This is a genomic window from Rothia sp. HMSC072B03, from assembly GCF_001809565.1.
Lineage (GTDB): Bacteria > Actinomycetota > Actinomycetes > Actinomycetales > Micrococcaceae > Rothia > Rothia mucilaginosa_A.
Map to the genome: position 1 here is coordinate 121,131 of NZ_KV797968.1, position 15,628 is coordinate 136,758.

Here is a 15,628-nt window from a genome sequence, read left to right on the forward strand (position 1 = left end):
TGAGGTTATAAGCCTCAACCCCACCCGTCATAATCCGCAACAAACGACACATAGGTACCCGCACTTGGTGCACCCCCGCGCCGGTGGCACAGTATAAAGTCGAGCCACTATCGACTCCCCGCACACAGGCGGGCAGATACACCAGGAGCAAACCAATGGCTGAACACACTTTCGGCTTCCGAACCCGCGCACTGCACGCGGGCGGTACCCCCGACGCCGAGCACGGTGCCCGCGCGGTCCCTATCTACCAGACTTCCTCCTTCGTCTTCAAAGACGCTGACGACGCCGCGAACCTCTTCTCCCTGCAGAAGTACGGCAACATCTACTCGCGCCTGTCGAACCCCACCGTCGCCGCCCTGGAGGAGCGCATCGCCTCCCTCGAAGGCGGCATCGGTGCGGTGGCCACCGCCTCCGGCATGGCCGCCGAGTTCATCACCTTCGCGGCGCTCTGCCAGCAGGGCGACCACATCGTCGCCTCCTCGCAGCTGTACGGCGGCACCGTCACCCAGCTGGACGTGTCCCTGCGCCGCTTCGGCATTGAAACCACCTTCGTGCCCGGCACCGACCCCGCCGACTACAAGGCGGCACTGACCGAGAACACTAAGGCAATCTACACCGAGGTTGTCGCCAACCCCTCCGGCGAGGTTGCCGACCTGGAAGGTCTCGCAGAGGTCGCCCACGAGGCCGGCATCCCCCTGGTCGTGGACGCTACCATCTCCACCCCCTACCTGGTTCGCCCCCTCGAGCACGGCGCGGACATCGTTATCCACTCGGTCACCAAGTTCCTGGGTGGCCACGGCACCACCCTCGGCGGTGTCGTCGTCGAGTCCGGCCGCTTCAACTGGGGCAACGGCAACTTCCCGTCCATGACCGAGCCCGTGCCCTCCTACAACGGCGTGTCCTGGTGGGGTAACTTCGGCGAGTACGGCTTCCTCACCAAGCTGCGTTCCGAGCAGCTGCGTGACTTCGGCCCGTCGCTGAGCCCGCAGGCCGCGTTCTACCTGCTTCAGGGCGTCGAGACCCTGCCGCAGCGCATGGACGCTCACCTGGCTAACGCCAAGCAGATCGTCAACTGGCTGGTTGAGGATGAGCGCATCGCCTACGTGAACTATGCCGGCCTGGAAGACCACCCGCACCACGAGCGCGCGAAGAAGCTGCTGCCGCTGGGCGTTGGTTCCGTGTTCTCCTTCGGTGTGAAGGGCACCGAGAAGGCCTCGGGTCGCCTGGTCGGTGGCGAGTTCATCGGTGCGCTGCAGCTGGCAAGCCACCTGGCGAACATCGGTGACTCCCGCACCCTGGTTCTGCACCCGGGTTCGACCACGCACCAGCAGCTGACCGCTGAGCAGCTGGCTGCTGGCGGTGTCGGTGAGGACCTGATCCGCATTTCCGTGGGTCTGGAAGACGTGGAAGACATCATCTGGGACCTGGACCAGGCGCTGACCTACGCGACCGGCCTGAACCACGCCGGTGAGCGTGTGGGCGAGTCCAGCGCAGACAAGGTTGTGGAGGCTGAGGAGGCGGTTGCCGCCGCTAAGGCCGCCGAGGACGCTGCCGCCGCTGAGGCTGCTGCTGGTGCATCTTGCTCCCTGCCTACTACCACTCAGGAGGAGAAGTAATGACCGAGAAGCGTACCTGGGTGGGTCCTTCCGCCCCCGAGCGTCTGAACATTCTGCGTAATACCCGCACCATCGCGATCGTGGGTATGAGCGATAAGATTTCGCGCGCCTCCTACTTCGTGGCGACATACCTGCAGTCGGCTTCGCCGTACAAGCTGTATTTTGTGAACCCGATTCTGGCGGCGAAGGGCAAGCTTGTGCTGGGTCAGCCGGTGTACCCGTCGCTGCAGGACCTGCCGGAGGTCCCTGACCTGGTGGAGATTTTCCGCCGTAACGAGGACCTGCCGGGCGTGGTTCAGGAGGCCGTGGATCTGGGCGCAAAGACCGTCTGGATGCAGCTGGGCTCCTGGAACGAGGAGGCCGCCGCAATCGGTGAGGCTGCCGGCCTGAACGTGGTGATGGATAAGTGCGTGAAGATTGAGCACGCACGTTTCCACGGAGGCCTGCACCTGGCCGGTTTCAACACGGGCGTGATTTCTGCGAAGCGTCAGGTGTTGTCGAAGTAGTCTGCGCTGTTGAGCCGCGGTTACCGCGGCTTGTAATTACAAAAATCAGGCGCTCGTTAGCGTTTGAGCGGAAGGGGCGTACCCGGGGTGATTCCCGGGTGCGCCCTTCCTTCTTTGATGCTGACGCAGTGATATAAGCAACCATAAGATGACCAGGGAAAACACCCAGATTCCTTGAGCGCGTGTAGCTCCAATGTTATTGTTGTAATAACAGTCCCCCCTCCGCCTCTGATTCAAGCGCCTCTCGAGGGGGTCCTTTTTTATGTTCGGTTCTACGGCGAACCGATTAAGGAGAGTAGCGGTTTTGCCCAAGGAATCGTGCGTATTTCTGCCTTTGATAGAGAAGCAGAAGGATTACCTTATTGCCAAGGGGTATTTTCCTCAGGGAACGACCCTGAGCGATGATGACCGAGACATGCTTGCGTGCTCTAATTTTCACTACCTTCTGGGGTGAACCATAAGCACTTTGAGGGCCGTCTTAAGTCTCTGACTACTCTGAGAAACCGCGTAGCTCATGGTTCTCGCCTCTGGATGATGCCGACGACTGATACCTCTGCAAAGCCTAAAATTTTTGCTAAGGACCTCCGCGAGGCAGACCCGAAAGGTATGTTGGTCAGCTTCGCTAACGTTGCTCTTTTGCAGGGAAATATCCGTCGTCAGAGGGCGGCGTGGAAAGCGATAAAAGCTCTAGTGGAGCAGGATGAAAGCTACTGCGTTGGCGTAGGTTCGCAGAAAATCTTCTAAAACAGCGACAGTCCCGCAGCTACCTCGCATTATGATGCTGGCGTTCTCATGGGGCTAAGAGAGGGGCGTACCCGGGGTGATTCCCGGGTGCGCCCCTCCTTCTATACCCGGTGTAGTGCCGGGTGTAGTGTCCGGTAGGGCATCCGGCGTGTTTGGGCGAGATTGAAGGTGCAGCATCGCCCCTAGTTGGAGGGCAGTTCAGCTTTAAGGTAAACCTACCCTTATGTTCTGGGGTGCTGAGCCGGTATCCTAGATGGAAGCCCGGGGGCCGGTACTCAGCACACACGTGTACCGACTGCCGGGTCTTTTCACGCGCGAAATATGACGAAATATATGTCTAAAATGTCGAAATATAACGCCGTTTTTTAGTCATAAAAAGTCACTCGGTCACAGAAAAGAAAAAACTAGTCAGTATCCCAAAAGAGCCCTAAGCTAGCAATATATTTATCCCCCGCATTTTATGCCCAACCTTAGCCGAGGACAGCATGACCGGATTCACCACGAAGGCAATTCACACTACGGACCGCGACAACCCGTACGGCTCCATCCTGCCTCCGATCTACACGACCACCACCTACGCCCAGCCCTGTGACGGCACCGAAGGCCCCTACGACTACCAGCGCGGCGGCAACCCCACCCGCGCGGCTCTCGAAACCACGCTCGCAACCCTCGAAGGCGCCAAGCACGCCTTCGCCTACCCCTCCGGAATGGGCGCCACCGCTGCCGCCCTTGGCATCCTCAAGGAAGGCGAGACCCTGCTGCTGGGCATGCCCTCCTACGGCGGCACCTACCGCTTCGCGACCATTGAGCTGCCCGCCCGCGGCGTCAAGACCCGCTTCATCGGCGACTTCACGGCCCTCACCGACGAGGACTTCGCCGACAACGTGACCATGGTGTTCCTGGAGAGCCCCTCCAACCCGCTACTGCGCGTGAGCGACATCGCCGCCATCGCCGAAATCGCGCACCGCAACGGCGCAATCGTGGTCGTCGACAACACCTTCATGACCCCGCTGCTGCAGAAGCCCCTCGACCTGGGCGCGGACATCAGCGTACAGTCCGCCACCAAGTACCTGGGCGGCCACGCCGACCTACTCGGAGGCGTCGCCGCAACCAACGATGACGCGCTCGCCGAGCGCCTCTGGCACCTGCAGATGATTACCGGCGCAATGCTTTCGCCCACCGACTCCTACCGCCTGCTGCAGGAGGTCAAGACCCTCAAGCTGCGCCTGACCCAGCAGCAGAAGAACACCATCGAGGTCATCAACTACCTGGAGGCGCACCCCGCCGTGAAGCGCGTGCTCTACGCGGGTTCGCACAGCGAGTATGAGGCGCAGGTGCACGCCCGCCAAGCGAACGGCCTGGGCGCGCTCATCTCCATGGAGCTGGTGGACGGCGCCGATCTGCCCGCCTTCCTCGAAGCCCTGAAGATTTTCACCCACGCGGTGAGCCTAGGCGGTATCGAATCGCTGGTGGTTCGCCCCGCGCTCATGGTGCAGGCCGCCTACACTCAGGCGCACCGCGACGAGTACGGCGTGAGCGACAACCTCATCCGCCTGGCCATCGGCATCGAGGAGATTGAGGACATCATCGAGGATTTGGAGCGCGGCCTGACCGCGGCCCTGGCTCATTAGGCGTAGTTCCTGAGTATCAGATACCGCGCGCCCGTATGGCGCGATTCTAGGCGCCCCAAATATACGTCGTAATATCACTCAAAATACCCGGATTAATGCATTTCTTTCACCGTAAAAGAATGTTTTAATGCGGGTATTTTGTGCGCCCTCAACGCATTTTTATATGACGTTGCGTGAACATATTAACCCCCGTGACTCGGGGCTAGAACGGCATAAAAAATGCGGGTAGGGTAAATCCCGGATACACGACGACACCCAGCAGCTACACCCGCGTTCGGGGTAGCCCGAACGGAAGAGAACCACCATGAGCCAGCAGAACCAGCTCGAACCGACCGGTTTCACGACCCGCACCATCCACGCCGTGCACGATGCCCGCTACGATGCGTCCGTGCCGCCGGTCTACCTGGCGAGCACCTTCGGTACCGCCGGCGAGGACACCACCTACATGTACCAGCGCGGCGCGAACCCCACCCGCGATAACCTGCAGGCGACCCTCGCCGCCCTCGAGGGTGCGGAGCACGCCTACGCGTACCCCTCCGGCATGGCGGCAACCGCGGCGGCCCTCGGCATTCTGGAGGCGGGCGACACCCTGCTGCTGGGCATGCCGACCTACGGCGGCACCTACCGCTTCGCGACCACCGAGCTGACTAAGCGTGCCGTGAAGACCCGCTTCATCAGCGACTTCACGACCCTGAGCGATGAGGACTTCGCCCCGGACGTGAAGGTCGTCTTCCTTGAGACCCCCACGAACCCTACCTTGCAGGTCACCGACATTGCCGCGGTTGCGGAGCTGGCGCACCGCCACGGCGCCCTGCTGATCGTGGACAACACCTTCATGACCCCCTACCTGCAGCGTCCCCTGGAACTCGGCGCTGACATCACCGTGCAATCTGCCACCAAGTTCCTGGCAGGCCACGCAGACCTGCTCGCCGGCGTCGCGGCCACGAACGACCCCGACCTGGCTATTCTGCTGCACCGCGGTCAGCTCGTCAGCGGCGCGCTGCTGCCCCCGATTGACTCCTACCGCCTGCTGCAGGACGTGAAGACCCTGGCCCTACGCCTGGAACGCCAGCAGCAGAACGCCCGCGAGCTCATCGAGTTCCTCTCCGAGCGCCCCGAGGTCGAGAAGATTTTCTACGCCGGTAGCTCCTCCGAGGAACAGGCGGAGGTGCAGTCCCGCCAGGCCCGCGGCATCGGTTCCGTCTTTTCGTTGCTGCTCAAGGACGGCGGCGACGCGCAGGCCTTCGCCCGCGCCCTGCCCATCTTCGTGAACGCCGTGAGCCTGGGCGGTATCGAATCGCTCGTGAGCCTGCCCGCGCACACCACGCACGGCGCCTACGCCCAGGAACACCGCGACGAGTTCGGCGTGGACGACCGCCTCGTGCGCCTGGCGATCGGCATTGAGGATGTTCAGGACCTCATCGCGGCCCTGGAGATTGGTCTGAAGGCCGCCTTCGCCGGCTAGACCTGTACCTCCGGCGAACGCCGCCGGTCCATACCGCAGATTTCAACTTTCACACCACACATCAACGCAGATTAAGGAACCAAGAATGACCGTTCTCAACACCTCCGCCGTGCTGAATCGACGCTCCCTGCTGCTGGGCGCGGCCCTCGCCGGAACCACCGGCCTGCTCGCCGCCTGCTCCGGCGGTAACAGCTCCGGCGCAGGCTCCGCACAGAGCTCCTCCAACCTGCTGGAGTCCATCAAATCCGCGGGCAAAATCCGCATCGGCGTGGAGGGTACCTACCGCCCCTACACCTACCACGACGCCTCCGGTAAGCTCGCCGGCTTCGAGTACGACATCGCCGAGACCCTCGCCAAGGACCTGGGCGTGACCGCCGAGTACATCGAAACCCCCTGGGACTCGCTTATCGCCGGCGTGGACGCGGGCCGCTACGACATCGTGCTCAATAACGTGGCACCCACCGAGGAGCGCAAGAAGAAGTACGACTTCTCCGTGCCCTACGCACATTCCCGTGCCCGCGTGGGCGTGAAGAAGGACTCGAGCCTGAAGAACGCTTCCGAAATCTCCGGCCACACCGCCGCCCAGAGCGCGACCAGCAATTACCGCAAGCTCGTAGAGGAACGCGGCGCCACCATTATCGAGGTCACAGGCTTCGATGAGGCTATCGAGCAGGTGCTCACCGGCCGTGCCGAGCTGACCGCCAACGACTCCGTGTCCTTCGCCGAGTACTTCAAGGAGCACCCGGACGCCAACCTGCGCCTGCTGGAGGGTGAGGTTGGCCCCGGCACCAACGTTGCCGTTCTGCTGCCCAAGAACCAGACCGCGCTGAAGGATGCGATTGACGCCTCCATCAAGAAGCACCTGGGCAACGGCGATTTCAAGGCCATCTTCGAGAAGCACGTGGGCGAGGACTTGAGCCCCGCCTCCTAAGCTTTCGTGAAAGGCTCGGAAGGGGCCCGGAAAGGGCTCACCCGCCAGGACTTCCGACACCGCGTCGTGGTTGATGTCTCAGCCGCTTTTCCCGTATTGATGAGAGAATATGACGGAATATTACGTTGAATTCTCTCGGGTTGGGAATAGCTGTAGGATAGCCAGCGTTGCACCCGCTAAGAAGGGGCACCCCAACGATGCCCCGAGTAAACACAGGGTGACAGCCCGCAACTACAAGAGCATCAACTACGACGCAAAGGAAGAACCATGTCCGCAATGATTAACCGCCGCACCGTCCTCGCAGGCACCGCCTTCACCGGCCTGGCAGCCCTGCTCGCCGCCTGCGGCTCCAACGGCGGTAGCACCGCATCCAGCACCAACAAGCTGGAGGCCATCAAGTCTGCCGGCAAGATCCGCGTGGGCCTGGAAGGCACCTACCGCCCCTTCTCCTTCCACGACTCGAACGGCACCCTGGTCGGCTTCGAGAAGGAAATCGTCGACCTAATCGCCAAGGACCTGGGCGTAACCGCCGAGTTCATCGAAACCCCCTGGGATTCCCTGATTGCCGGCGTGGACGCCGACCGCTACGACATCGTCATCAACAACGTCTCCGCAACCGACGAGCGTAAGCAGAAGTACGACTTCTCCGTACCTTACCTGTACTCCGAGCCGAAGGTCGCCGTGAAGAAGGATTCCTCCCTGCAGAACGTGAGCGAGATTTCCGGCCACTCCTCGGCGCAGTCTGAGACTTCGAACTTCCGCAAGATGGTGGAGGCTAAGGGCGCCTCGATCGTGGTCGTGTCCGGCTTCGATGAGGCTATCGAGCAGGTCCTGTCGGGGCGCGCCGAGATGACCGCCAACGACTCCGTGTCCTTCGCCGAGTACTTCAAGGAGCACCCGGACGCCAACCTGCGCCTGCTCTCCGGCGACCTGGGCACCGGCAGCAACTCCTCCATCCTGATGGCTAAGGGCCAGGACGCCCTGCGCAACGCCATCGACGAGTCGCTGAAGAAGCACCTGGAGAACGGCGATATCAAGGCCATCTACGAAAAGTACGTGGGCGAAGACCTCTCCCCGAAGAACTAACACTCTCATAAGGAGCTGAGTTCCGCGCATGGAACGCTACCTCAACCTCTGGGCAGAATCGCTGCCGCAGCTGCTGACCGCAACGGTGGCAGTGACCATTCCGCTATCGCTCATCTCCTTCGCGCTGGCGCTGCTGGTGGGCATCGTGTCCGCCGGCGCGCGCACGAGCCGCTTCGCCCCGGTGAACTGGCTGGCGTGGCTGTACATCTGGGTCTTCCGCGGCACCCCGCTACTGGTGCAGCTGTTCATCGTCTTCTACGGCCTGCCGAAAGTCGGTATCGCCCTGGACGTGTGGAGCGCCGCCATCATCACGATGAGCCTGCACACCGGCGCGTACGTGGCTGAGACCTTCCGTTCCGCCGTGGCGGCTATCCCCGGCGGCCAGTTTGAGGCGGCAGCGACCCTGAACTTCACCCGCCTGCAGACCCTGCGCTACGTCGTGATTCCGCAGGCGGTGCGCATCGCACTGCCGAACCTGGGCAACAACTTCATCGACCTGATTAAGGGCACCTCGCTGGTGTCGGTCATCTCGATGGTCGATCTGTTCCAGACCGGCAAGCAGATTGCTTCGCGTACCTTCGAGCCACTGGCAATGTACTCTGAGGTCGCCCTCGTCTACCTGGTGATTTTTACCGTGCTGACCGCCGCGCAGTCGGCCCTGGAGAAGTACAGCAACCGTTACGTAAGGAGCCGCAATGCTTAGCGTGGAATCCCTCTCGAAGAGCTTCGGTGAGACGCAGGTTCTCAAGAACATCAACCTGGACATCCCCAGCGGCGAGACCACCGTCATTCTGGGCCCCTCCGGTAGCGGCAAGTCGACCCTGCTGCGCTGCCTGAATCTGCTGGAAACCCCGCAGTCCGGCACGCTCACCATTGACGACGCGCAGGTGGACTACAGCCAGAAGCTCACCGACGCGCAGGTGCGTGACATCCGCTCCCGCTCGGCGATGGTGTTCCAGCAGTTCAACCTGTTTCCGAACTACACGGCGCTGAAGAACGTGGCGCTCGCCCCGACCCTCAACGGCACCCTGGACGCCAAGCAGGCTGAGGAGCGCGCCCGCGAGCTGCTCGCCAAGGTGGGCCTAGCCGATAAGACCGGCTCCTACCCGGAATCGCTCTCGGGCGGCCAGCAGCAGCGCGTGGCGATTGCCCGCGCCCTGGCGCTGGAACCGGCATACCTGCTCTTCGACGAGCCGACGAGCGCCCTGGACCCCGAGCTGGAGGCCGAGGTGATTCGCGTGCTCATGCAGCTGGCGAAGGAAGGCCGCTCCCTGGTCATCGTGACGCACAATATGGCGTTCGCGAAGAAGGTCGCGGACCGCATCGTGTTCCTGGAGAACGGTACGCTACGCTACAACGGCGAGCCGGCCGGCTTCTTTGCCTCGGACGATGAGCGCATCCGCAAGTTCCTGACCGTGTACGACAGCACCGAGTACACCATCTAGCCTGCCGCACTAGCCCTGCCTCAGCGCATGGCGGCGGAGCCCAAAACGGAAGGGTGGGCCGGTTCCCTACGGGGATACCGACCCACCCTTCCGCTATTTTTCGTCCCTGCGGGGCCTGGTTCGCGCCTTAGCGCGGCGGTACTCATCCAGTTGCTCGGGGCTGACCACCTGTAGCTGATCGGTGAGCGGCTCACCCGGCGACCAGCCCTCGTTATGCACCGCGCTTTCTTTGCGGTTGAAGAAGGTGAACAGGCGCGGGCGGTGCACATGCAGGCCGCCCGGGGTGGTGGGCAGCTGCCAGTTCCGCGCGTGGGAGAGCACGCCCAGTATCAGGCACAGGAGGATGGACAGCGCCATCGCCAGGTTCGGGCGGTGGAAAAGGCCCGTCACGAGGGCCGTCTCCGCGGCGCCGACCAGGGCGACGGTCGCGTACAGGGAGTTACCGCCAAAAATCGCGGGAATACGGTTGACCATGATGTCGCGAATCAGGCCGCCACCCACGGCGGTGGTGATGCCCAGGGTAATGGACGGCAGCCAGTGCAGGCCCAGGTTCAGGGACTTGATGGTGCCGGTCGCAGCCCAACACCCCATGCCCACGAAGTCCACGACGAGCAGGGTGCGGGTTGCCCAGCGGGCGCTCAGATCAATGCTGTACGCCAGGATGGACGAGCCGATTGCGCCAATCCAGTAGCCGCCGTCGGTGAGCGCCACGGGCAGGCCCGAGTTCAGCAGCACGTCACGAATCAGGCCGCCGCCCATACCGCAGGCAACGGCGAGCAGCAGGAAGCCCACAATGTCGAACCGGAAGGCGCGCGCCACGGCACCGCCGAGCAGGCCGTTGGCGACAACGGCGGCAATGTCGACGATGCGGAATACCTGGTCGGGGTCAAAGAACTCATGCATGGGCGTTCTCCTGCGTGGACGATGTATGTCTATGCTCAGTACCAGCGGGCACACCGGGGCCTGTGGGGGGAGGCGCGCACGGGGTCGGGTGACGACGTTATCACCGCATCCGGCTCTGTCGGCCTGTGTGTACGTGGTGGTGTCATGGCACCGATTTATTGTAGCCCCGGGTTCGGCAACGCTCCTAGTTGAGAGCGAGTCAAATCGGGGAACGGACCCCAAGCCCCGAGCCTCGAGCGGTTCGGCGGGCGGATGTTTCATTTCCGTGGGGCCCTGCGCGGGCGTACACTGGTTAACCGCCCGTTTTATCCGCCCACGGGTTTTTCTATGCACTCTTGCGGAGGAATCACCTCGCCGCGAGGGCCACGGGCGGTACCACGCAGACATAATCTCATACAGTATCGCTGAGACGCGAGCATGCCCCGCGCCTCAAGAATTAAGAACATATGGCCTCATCTCTAACGAATTCTGAGACGGTTGCTGACGCATCCACCGCCTCGTCCACTTCTCACTCAACCTCTCGGGGCGCAGCAGAGCCCCACACGGCCCACCCCGATAACTACGGGGCGAAGCGCACCCTTCTGCTGTACATCATGCTCAGCGCTCTCATGGCGTGTACTGCCCTCGCGACGGATATTTTCCTGCCGGGCGTTCCCGAAATCACCGCGGAACTCGGTTCCGGCGAAGAACTCATGATTACCAGCTTCCTGCTGGGTTTCGCGCTGGCTCAGCTGATTCTGGGCCCGGTGAGCGACCGCGTTGGCCGTAAGATTCCGCTATCTGCGGGCATGATTGTTTTCGCGTTGGGTTCCGCCTGGTGCGCCATTGCCGACACCATGCCGGAGCTCATCATCGCCCGCGTGCTGCAGGCCGTAGGCGCATGCACCGGACCCATGCTGGCGCGCGCTATCGTGCGTGACCTTTACGAGGGAACACGCGCCGCGCAGGTGCTCTCCACGCTCATGCTGATTATGGCGCTCGCCCCGATTCTTGGGCCGCTCATGGGCGGTTTCTTGGTGGTGGCTGGCGGCTGGCGCTGGACCTTCTGGGCTATTTCCGCCGTTGCGCTCGTTATATTCGGGCTGATTCTGTTCCTGCCCGAGTCCCTGCCCCCGGCTAAGCGCGATAGCGGCTCGATTCTTTCGGCATTCGTGAACTATCCTGTGCTTTTTAGGAACGGCCCGTTCATGCGTTACGTGCTGTGCGTATGCTTCTACTACATTTCCATTTACGCGTTTATCACGAACTCTTCGACCGTGTACATCACCCACTTCGGCGTGGACCCGCGCTACTACGGTCTGCTGTTCGGCATGAACATGATTGGCGTGATGAGCCTGACCGCTTTCAACAAGCGGTGGGTGAAGAGCTACAGCCTGCGCGGCATCCTCAAGGTCGCGACCCTGGTCGCCACTGTGGCAGGTGTGGCGCTTGCTACCACTGGCGTGACCGGTGTGGGTGGCCTGTGGGGTGTGGTGGTCACGGTGTTCTTCGTGTTCGGCATGAACGGTGTGGTGGCTGCCTGTACGAACGCGGCAGCTTTGAACTCGGTGGAGCCCGCTATCGCCGGTACGGCCGCGGCGTTGCTGGGTTCCTTTCAGTACGGTAGCGGCATCATTTCTTCGCTGTTGTTGGCGTTGAGCCCCCTGAATGTGGTGGAGTCTATGGCGGTGATGATGTTTGCCGGTGCGGCGCTGTCGGCGCTCATGGTGTGGCTACCCTCCCGTAAGCGGAGCGCTCGCTAAGCTGGGTCTAGACGAATACTAGAGGTGTGTGGCCCGGACTCGGTCCGGGCCGCATGTGTATGGTGCAAGAAGAAATGTAAGGTGAAAGGAGCCGCCGTGACGGTATCGCGTGACGAAGTTTTCGAAATCCTGCGGGGCGTGGTGCCCCGCCTGGAGGAGGCGCTTCCCGGCTGGTCGGTGCGCCCCAACATCACGGGTACCGGCGCGGTGGGGCTCTACCTGGACGGCCCCGCAATCTACCGGGATGGTGAGCCCCTGGCCGGCGTGAACGCCGAGGGTGAGTCGGTCGTTCGGCACCTGTGTGGCACGATTCAGACCGCTGACCGCGGCCTGCCGCAGGAGCTGGGGCAGGTTCGCTACCAGTACATCCTGGGTGTGAGCGTGGCGGAGCACGAGAGCGAGTATCCCGAACTGGCCGACCTGGCGAGCGTGGGGGAGCCGAGCTGGGTTCCTGCGCTGAGGGCCCTGGAGGCGCTGGTGGAGTCCGAGGGCCGTGAGGCGCTGTTCATCAGCCGCGGCGGGTACGTGCCGGGTCGCCGCGCCCTGGGTAAGCGCCGTGTGGCGCTGCGGCGCGAGTTCTTCCCAGGTAAGCCCTGGCTGGGTTTGGGCACGATTGACTGGTGTGCGGGCGTGCGCTCGACCCCGGTGTACGCCGAGGATCTGGTGGCTCTGGTGGCCGCGGCGACGCGCTTGGCGAGTAGCTGGGATGCAGCCCTGCGCACTGGCGCTGCGGACAGCCAAAAGTAGTTAAAACAAAGCGGCGCATCCGACCCGTAAAGGGGGGGGGACGCGCCGCTTCTGTGTAAGCTCTACGCTTAGTGGGTTTAGCCCAGTGCCTCAGCCAGCTTGAACGAGTCGAGCCGTATGAGAACTGTCTTATCGATAGCATGCAAGGGTGATGCATCCTGCCGCCTCTACGGGGGCGTAACCGTAGCGTTTGTAGAGCGCAACGGCGTGTTCATTACCGACGTCGGTGGTAATGAGTCGCTGTCGAATATCTTCTCGGTCAAAGTCCTCAATGACACGCTTTAGAAGCGCAGAACCAACGCCCTGACGCTGGGCATGCGGATGCACCAAAAGGTCCTGAATGTAGGCGATAGATTGTCCGTCCCCGACGGCGCGGACTAGCCCGATGAGCCGTCCTGTTCCTTCTGTGGTTGCCTCTCGTGCTGTGTAGAGATACCGCGACCCTTCCAGCATCGGGATGAGGCGTTCGGGTGTTTTGGTATAGGCGCTCCACCCTACAGAGTCGTAGAGCTCGGTAAGTTCTTCCATGCTGGGCAGGGGGCTGGTGGAGTCCAAAATACAGTACCGCATACAGGCATTGTATAGCGCCAAATCGAGGGAGCTAGGAAACCGCCGTCCAACGCGTTTTTAGCTACTGCAGGGCATAATCTGTGCATAAAGGAAGCGGCGCATCCGACCCGTGATGGGTGGATGCGCCGCTTCTCATCTCTCCTGCATCGCTACGGATGCGTCACCGAGGCGGTGCGAAGAGGTTACCGGGCCCTGTGTGTGCTCTACCCGGTGCGCGCCTGCGCGGACCTCGCCTCGGTGTACCGGGTTCGATGTGCCGAACCAGGCCGCTGAGGCGAGGGGGTTTTAGCCCAGTGCCTCAGCCAGCTGAATGCCCTGTGCCACGCCGCCGAGGGTTGCGGCAATACGGATCAGGTCGTTGACCTGCTCCTTGGTTGCGCCCTCTTCGCGCAGGGTGTGCTCGTGAGCCTCGACGCAGTGGGAGCAGCCGTTGACTGCGGACACTGCCAGAGCGAACATCTCGAAGTCCAGCTTCTCAATGCCACCGTTCTTGCCGATGATCTGCATACGCAGGTTTGCGCGCTGGTCATCGTATGCACCGTTCAGGAAGCCACGGGTGCGGTAGAAGATGTTGTTCATGCCCATGATGGATGCAGCACCCAGAGCAGCCTCGTAAGCGGTGTCGCTCAGGTGCTCCTTAGCCTCTGCAGCAATCTCAACAACGACGGAGTCAACCTTGGTTGCCGCTGCGGTTGCGAGGATTGCGCCCCAGAGCTGCTGCTCGGTGAGGGAGGTGATGCGGGGCAGGGAGGACAGGTTGAGGTTCATGTCCTTCGCGTAGGAAGGCAGAGCCGAACGCAGGTTATCGATGCTCATGGATTACTTCATCTCCTTGAATGCGTCGATGGTTGCTGCACCCTTCTTCCAGTTGCATGCGCACAGCTCGTCGGACTGCAGTGCGTCCAGCTGGCGGAGCACCTCGTCGGTGTTACGGCCGACGGAGTCAGCGGTAATGGAGACCGACTGGATGGTGTTGTGGGGGTCGATGATGAAGGTTGCGCGGTCTGCAACGCCGTCCTTGTTCAGGACGCCGAGGGCGCTGGTCAGCTCGCGCTTGAGGTCGGATGCCATGACGATGGGCAGGTCCACGAGCTCCTCGTGGGAACGGCGCCATGCGTAGTGGGTGTACTCGTTGTCGACGGAAACGCCGATGACCTGGCAGTCGCGTGCCTCGAACTCGTCGGCCAGCTTACCGAAGGCTGCAATCTCGGTGGGGCACACGAAGGTGAAGTCCTTGGGCCAGAAGAAGACGACGCGCCAGGTGTCTTCGTCCAGACCCTCGGAGGAGACGGTGGTGAAGTAGTCTTCGGGCTTGGTGGCCTCGATGTCAGCCAGCTTGCCGGGGACAACGCCGGTGAGCTCGTATGCGGGGAACTGGTCGCCGATGGTCAGAACTGCCATGGTGTTCTTCTTTCTGTTTTGTGCCGCGCGGGTGTGTGCACTGCGCGTGACGATTTCAGTGTGCTGCCCGGAATCCCGGACTTGCCTCCATACTATTATGAATTACTCATAATAATCAACCCCAAACATGCACCCATCACTATGATTTAGCTCACCATTTGGGGGTGGTGTAGGGTGAAACCATGAACCTTGACCCTGCCGTACCCAGCCAGCCTGACCAGCCCAGCCAGCCCGAACTCATTACCGAGCGCCTCACCCTCCGCCACCTGTGCGAGGCGGACATCCCCGACATCGTGGAATCCTGCCGCGACGAAGAAACCCTCCGCTACACCCGCCTCCCGTTGAACTACACGCGCGCCGACGCCGAAGACTCCCTACTCACCACCGCCCGCCAGATTGCCGCCGGGCAGATTCAACGCTGGGCGATTGACGCCTCCGGCGTGTTTGCCGGAACCATTGAATTACGTCTGGCTGACGGCACCCCCGAAGGCCCCGGAACCCGCGCCGAACTGGGCTATTACACCGCCCCGAAGGCGCGCGGCAAGGGCTATATGACTGAGGCGCTGCGAGCCGTCCTCGGCTATGCTTTCGACCCGCTCGGGCTGGGTCTTGATACCGTCCGCTGGACCGCCCTGGCGGGTAACGAGGTATCCGAACGTGTGGCGATTAAAGCGGGTTTTACCGGCATCTATGACGATATTGACCCGAACGCCGGCCGCCCCGACGAGAATGGTCACCCGGTGCAGCATCGGGTACGCCGAGCCGATATGACTCGCGCGCAATTCGCGGCGCTCTGGGCTAACTAAACTGCGCTCTGGACGTAACGTACACGGGGTTCAGC

Annotated in this window: 15 protein-coding genes; 11 read left to right on the plus strand and 4 right to left on the minus strand. The window is 62.2% G+C overall.

What is annotated here, in order from left to right:
* The first annotated feature begins 155 nt into the window (after positions 1–155).
* From HMPREF2630_RS02770 to HMPREF2630_RS02810, 8 genes are all read left to right on the plus strand, one after another.
* Positions 156–1,616 (plus strand): O-acetylhomoserine aminocarboxypropyltransferase/cysteine synthase family protein, encoded by a 1,461-nt coding sequence (locus HMPREF2630_RS02770; RefSeq protein ID WP_070483294.1) that lies wholly within the window; start codon positions 156–158, stop codon positions 1,614–1,616.
* The gene (locus HMPREF2630_RS02775; RefSeq protein WP_049343553.1) at positions 1,616–2,122 is read left to right on the plus strand and encodes a CoA-binding protein; all 507 of its coding nucleotides are present in this window, start codon (positions 1,616–1,618) and stop codon (positions 2,120–2,122) included. The genes HMPREF2630_RS02770 and HMPREF2630_RS02775 overlap by 1 nt, the downstream gene beginning before the upstream one ends.
* Positions 2,123–3,351: 1,229 nt before the next feature.
* Entirely contained in the window at positions 3,352–4,497 is a 1,146-nt protein-coding gene (locus HMPREF2630_RS02785; RefSeq protein ID WP_049343558.1) for a trans-sulfuration enzyme family protein, read from the plus strand.
* A gap of 304 nt (positions 4,498–4,801) precedes the next feature.
* Positions 4,802–5,962 (plus strand): trans-sulfuration enzyme family protein, encoded by a 1,161-nt coding sequence (locus HMPREF2630_RS02790; RefSeq protein ID WP_049343560.1) that lies wholly within the window; start codon positions 4,802–4,804, stop codon positions 5,960–5,962.
* Between the two features lie 85 nt (positions 5,963–6,047).
* Entirely contained in the window at positions 6,048–6,893 is an 846-nt protein-coding gene (locus HMPREF2630_RS02795; RefSeq protein WP_049343561.1) for a transporter substrate-binding domain-containing protein, read from the plus strand.
* A gap of 267 nt (positions 6,894–7,160) precedes the next feature.
* The gene (locus tag HMPREF2630_RS02800) at positions 7,161–7,979 is read left to right on the plus strand and encodes a transporter substrate-binding domain-containing protein (protein WP_049333911.1); all 819 of its coding nucleotides are present in this window, start codon (positions 7,161–7,163) and stop codon (positions 7,977–7,979) included.
* 28 nt (positions 7,980–8,007) lie between these two features.
* The gene (locus HMPREF2630_RS02805) at positions 8,008–8,682 is read left to right on the plus strand and encodes an amino acid ABC transporter permease (protein WP_049343563.1); all 675 of its coding nucleotides are present in this window, start codon (positions 8,008–8,010) and stop codon (positions 8,680–8,682) included.
* Positions 8,675–9,424, plus strand: a complete 750-nt coding sequence (locus HMPREF2630_RS02810; RefSeq protein WP_070483298.1) for an amino acid ABC transporter ATP-binding protein — start codon at positions 8,675–8,677, stop codon at positions 9,422–9,424. The genes HMPREF2630_RS02805 and HMPREF2630_RS02810 overlap by 8 nt, the downstream gene beginning before the upstream one ends.
* A gap of 93 nt (positions 9,425–9,517) precedes the next feature.
* Here HMPREF2630_RS02810 and HMPREF2630_RS02815 read toward each other — a convergent pair whose 3' ends face one another.
* Positions 9,518–10,327 carry a trimeric intracellular cation channel family protein gene (locus tag HMPREF2630_RS02815; protein WP_049333917.1) on the minus strand — a complete coding sequence of 270 codons (810 nt, stop codon included), beginning with the start codon at positions 10,325–10,327 and terminating at the stop codon, positions 9,518–9,520.
* 446 nt (positions 10,328–10,773) lie between these two features.
* Here HMPREF2630_RS02815 and HMPREF2630_RS02820 point away from each other — a divergent pair, with 446 nt between their 5' ends.
* Positions 10,774–12,069 (plus strand): multidrug effflux MFS transporter, encoded by a 1,296-nt coding sequence (locus HMPREF2630_RS02820; protein WP_239663145.1) that lies wholly within the window; start codon positions 10,774–10,776, stop codon positions 12,067–12,069.
* Positions 12,070–12,165: 96 nt separating this feature from the next.
* A complete protein-coding gene (locus HMPREF2630_RS02825) occupies positions 12,166–12,816 on the plus strand; it encodes a hypothetical protein (RefSeq protein ID WP_049343567.1) in 651 nt (216 codons plus the stop codon).
* 129 nt (positions 12,817–12,945) lie between these two features.
* On the opposite strand, the gene HMPREF2630_RS02830 is transcribed toward HMPREF2630_RS02825, so the two are convergent.
* The 3 genes from HMPREF2630_RS02830 to HMPREF2630_RS02840 form a co-directional block, all read right to left on the minus strand.
* Complete coding sequence (locus tag HMPREF2630_RS02830) at positions 12,946–13,371, minus strand: GNAT family N-acetyltransferase (protein WP_239663146.1); 426 nt, start codon at positions 13,369–13,371, stop codon at positions 12,946–12,948.
* A gap of 300 nt (positions 13,372–13,671) precedes the next feature.
* A complete protein-coding gene (locus tag HMPREF2630_RS02835; RefSeq protein ID WP_049343570.1) occupies positions 13,672–14,202 on the minus strand; it encodes an alkylhydroperoxidase, AhpD family in 531 nt (176 codons plus the stop codon).
* A 3-nt stretch (positions 14,203–14,205) separates the two neighbouring features.
* Positions 14,206–14,787, minus strand: coding sequence for a peroxiredoxin (locus HMPREF2630_RS02840; protein ID WP_049343572.1), 582 nt, complete (start codon positions 14,785–14,787; stop codon positions 14,206–14,208).
* A 182-nt stretch (positions 14,788–14,969) separates the two neighbouring features.
* Here HMPREF2630_RS02840 and HMPREF2630_RS02845 point away from each other — a divergent pair, with 182 nt between their 5' ends.
* Positions 14,970–15,593, plus strand: a complete 624-nt coding sequence (locus HMPREF2630_RS02845) for a GNAT family N-acetyltransferase (protein WP_049343574.1) — start codon at positions 14,970–14,972, stop codon at positions 15,591–15,593.
* The last annotated feature ends 35 nt before the right edge of the window (positions 15,594–15,628 follow it).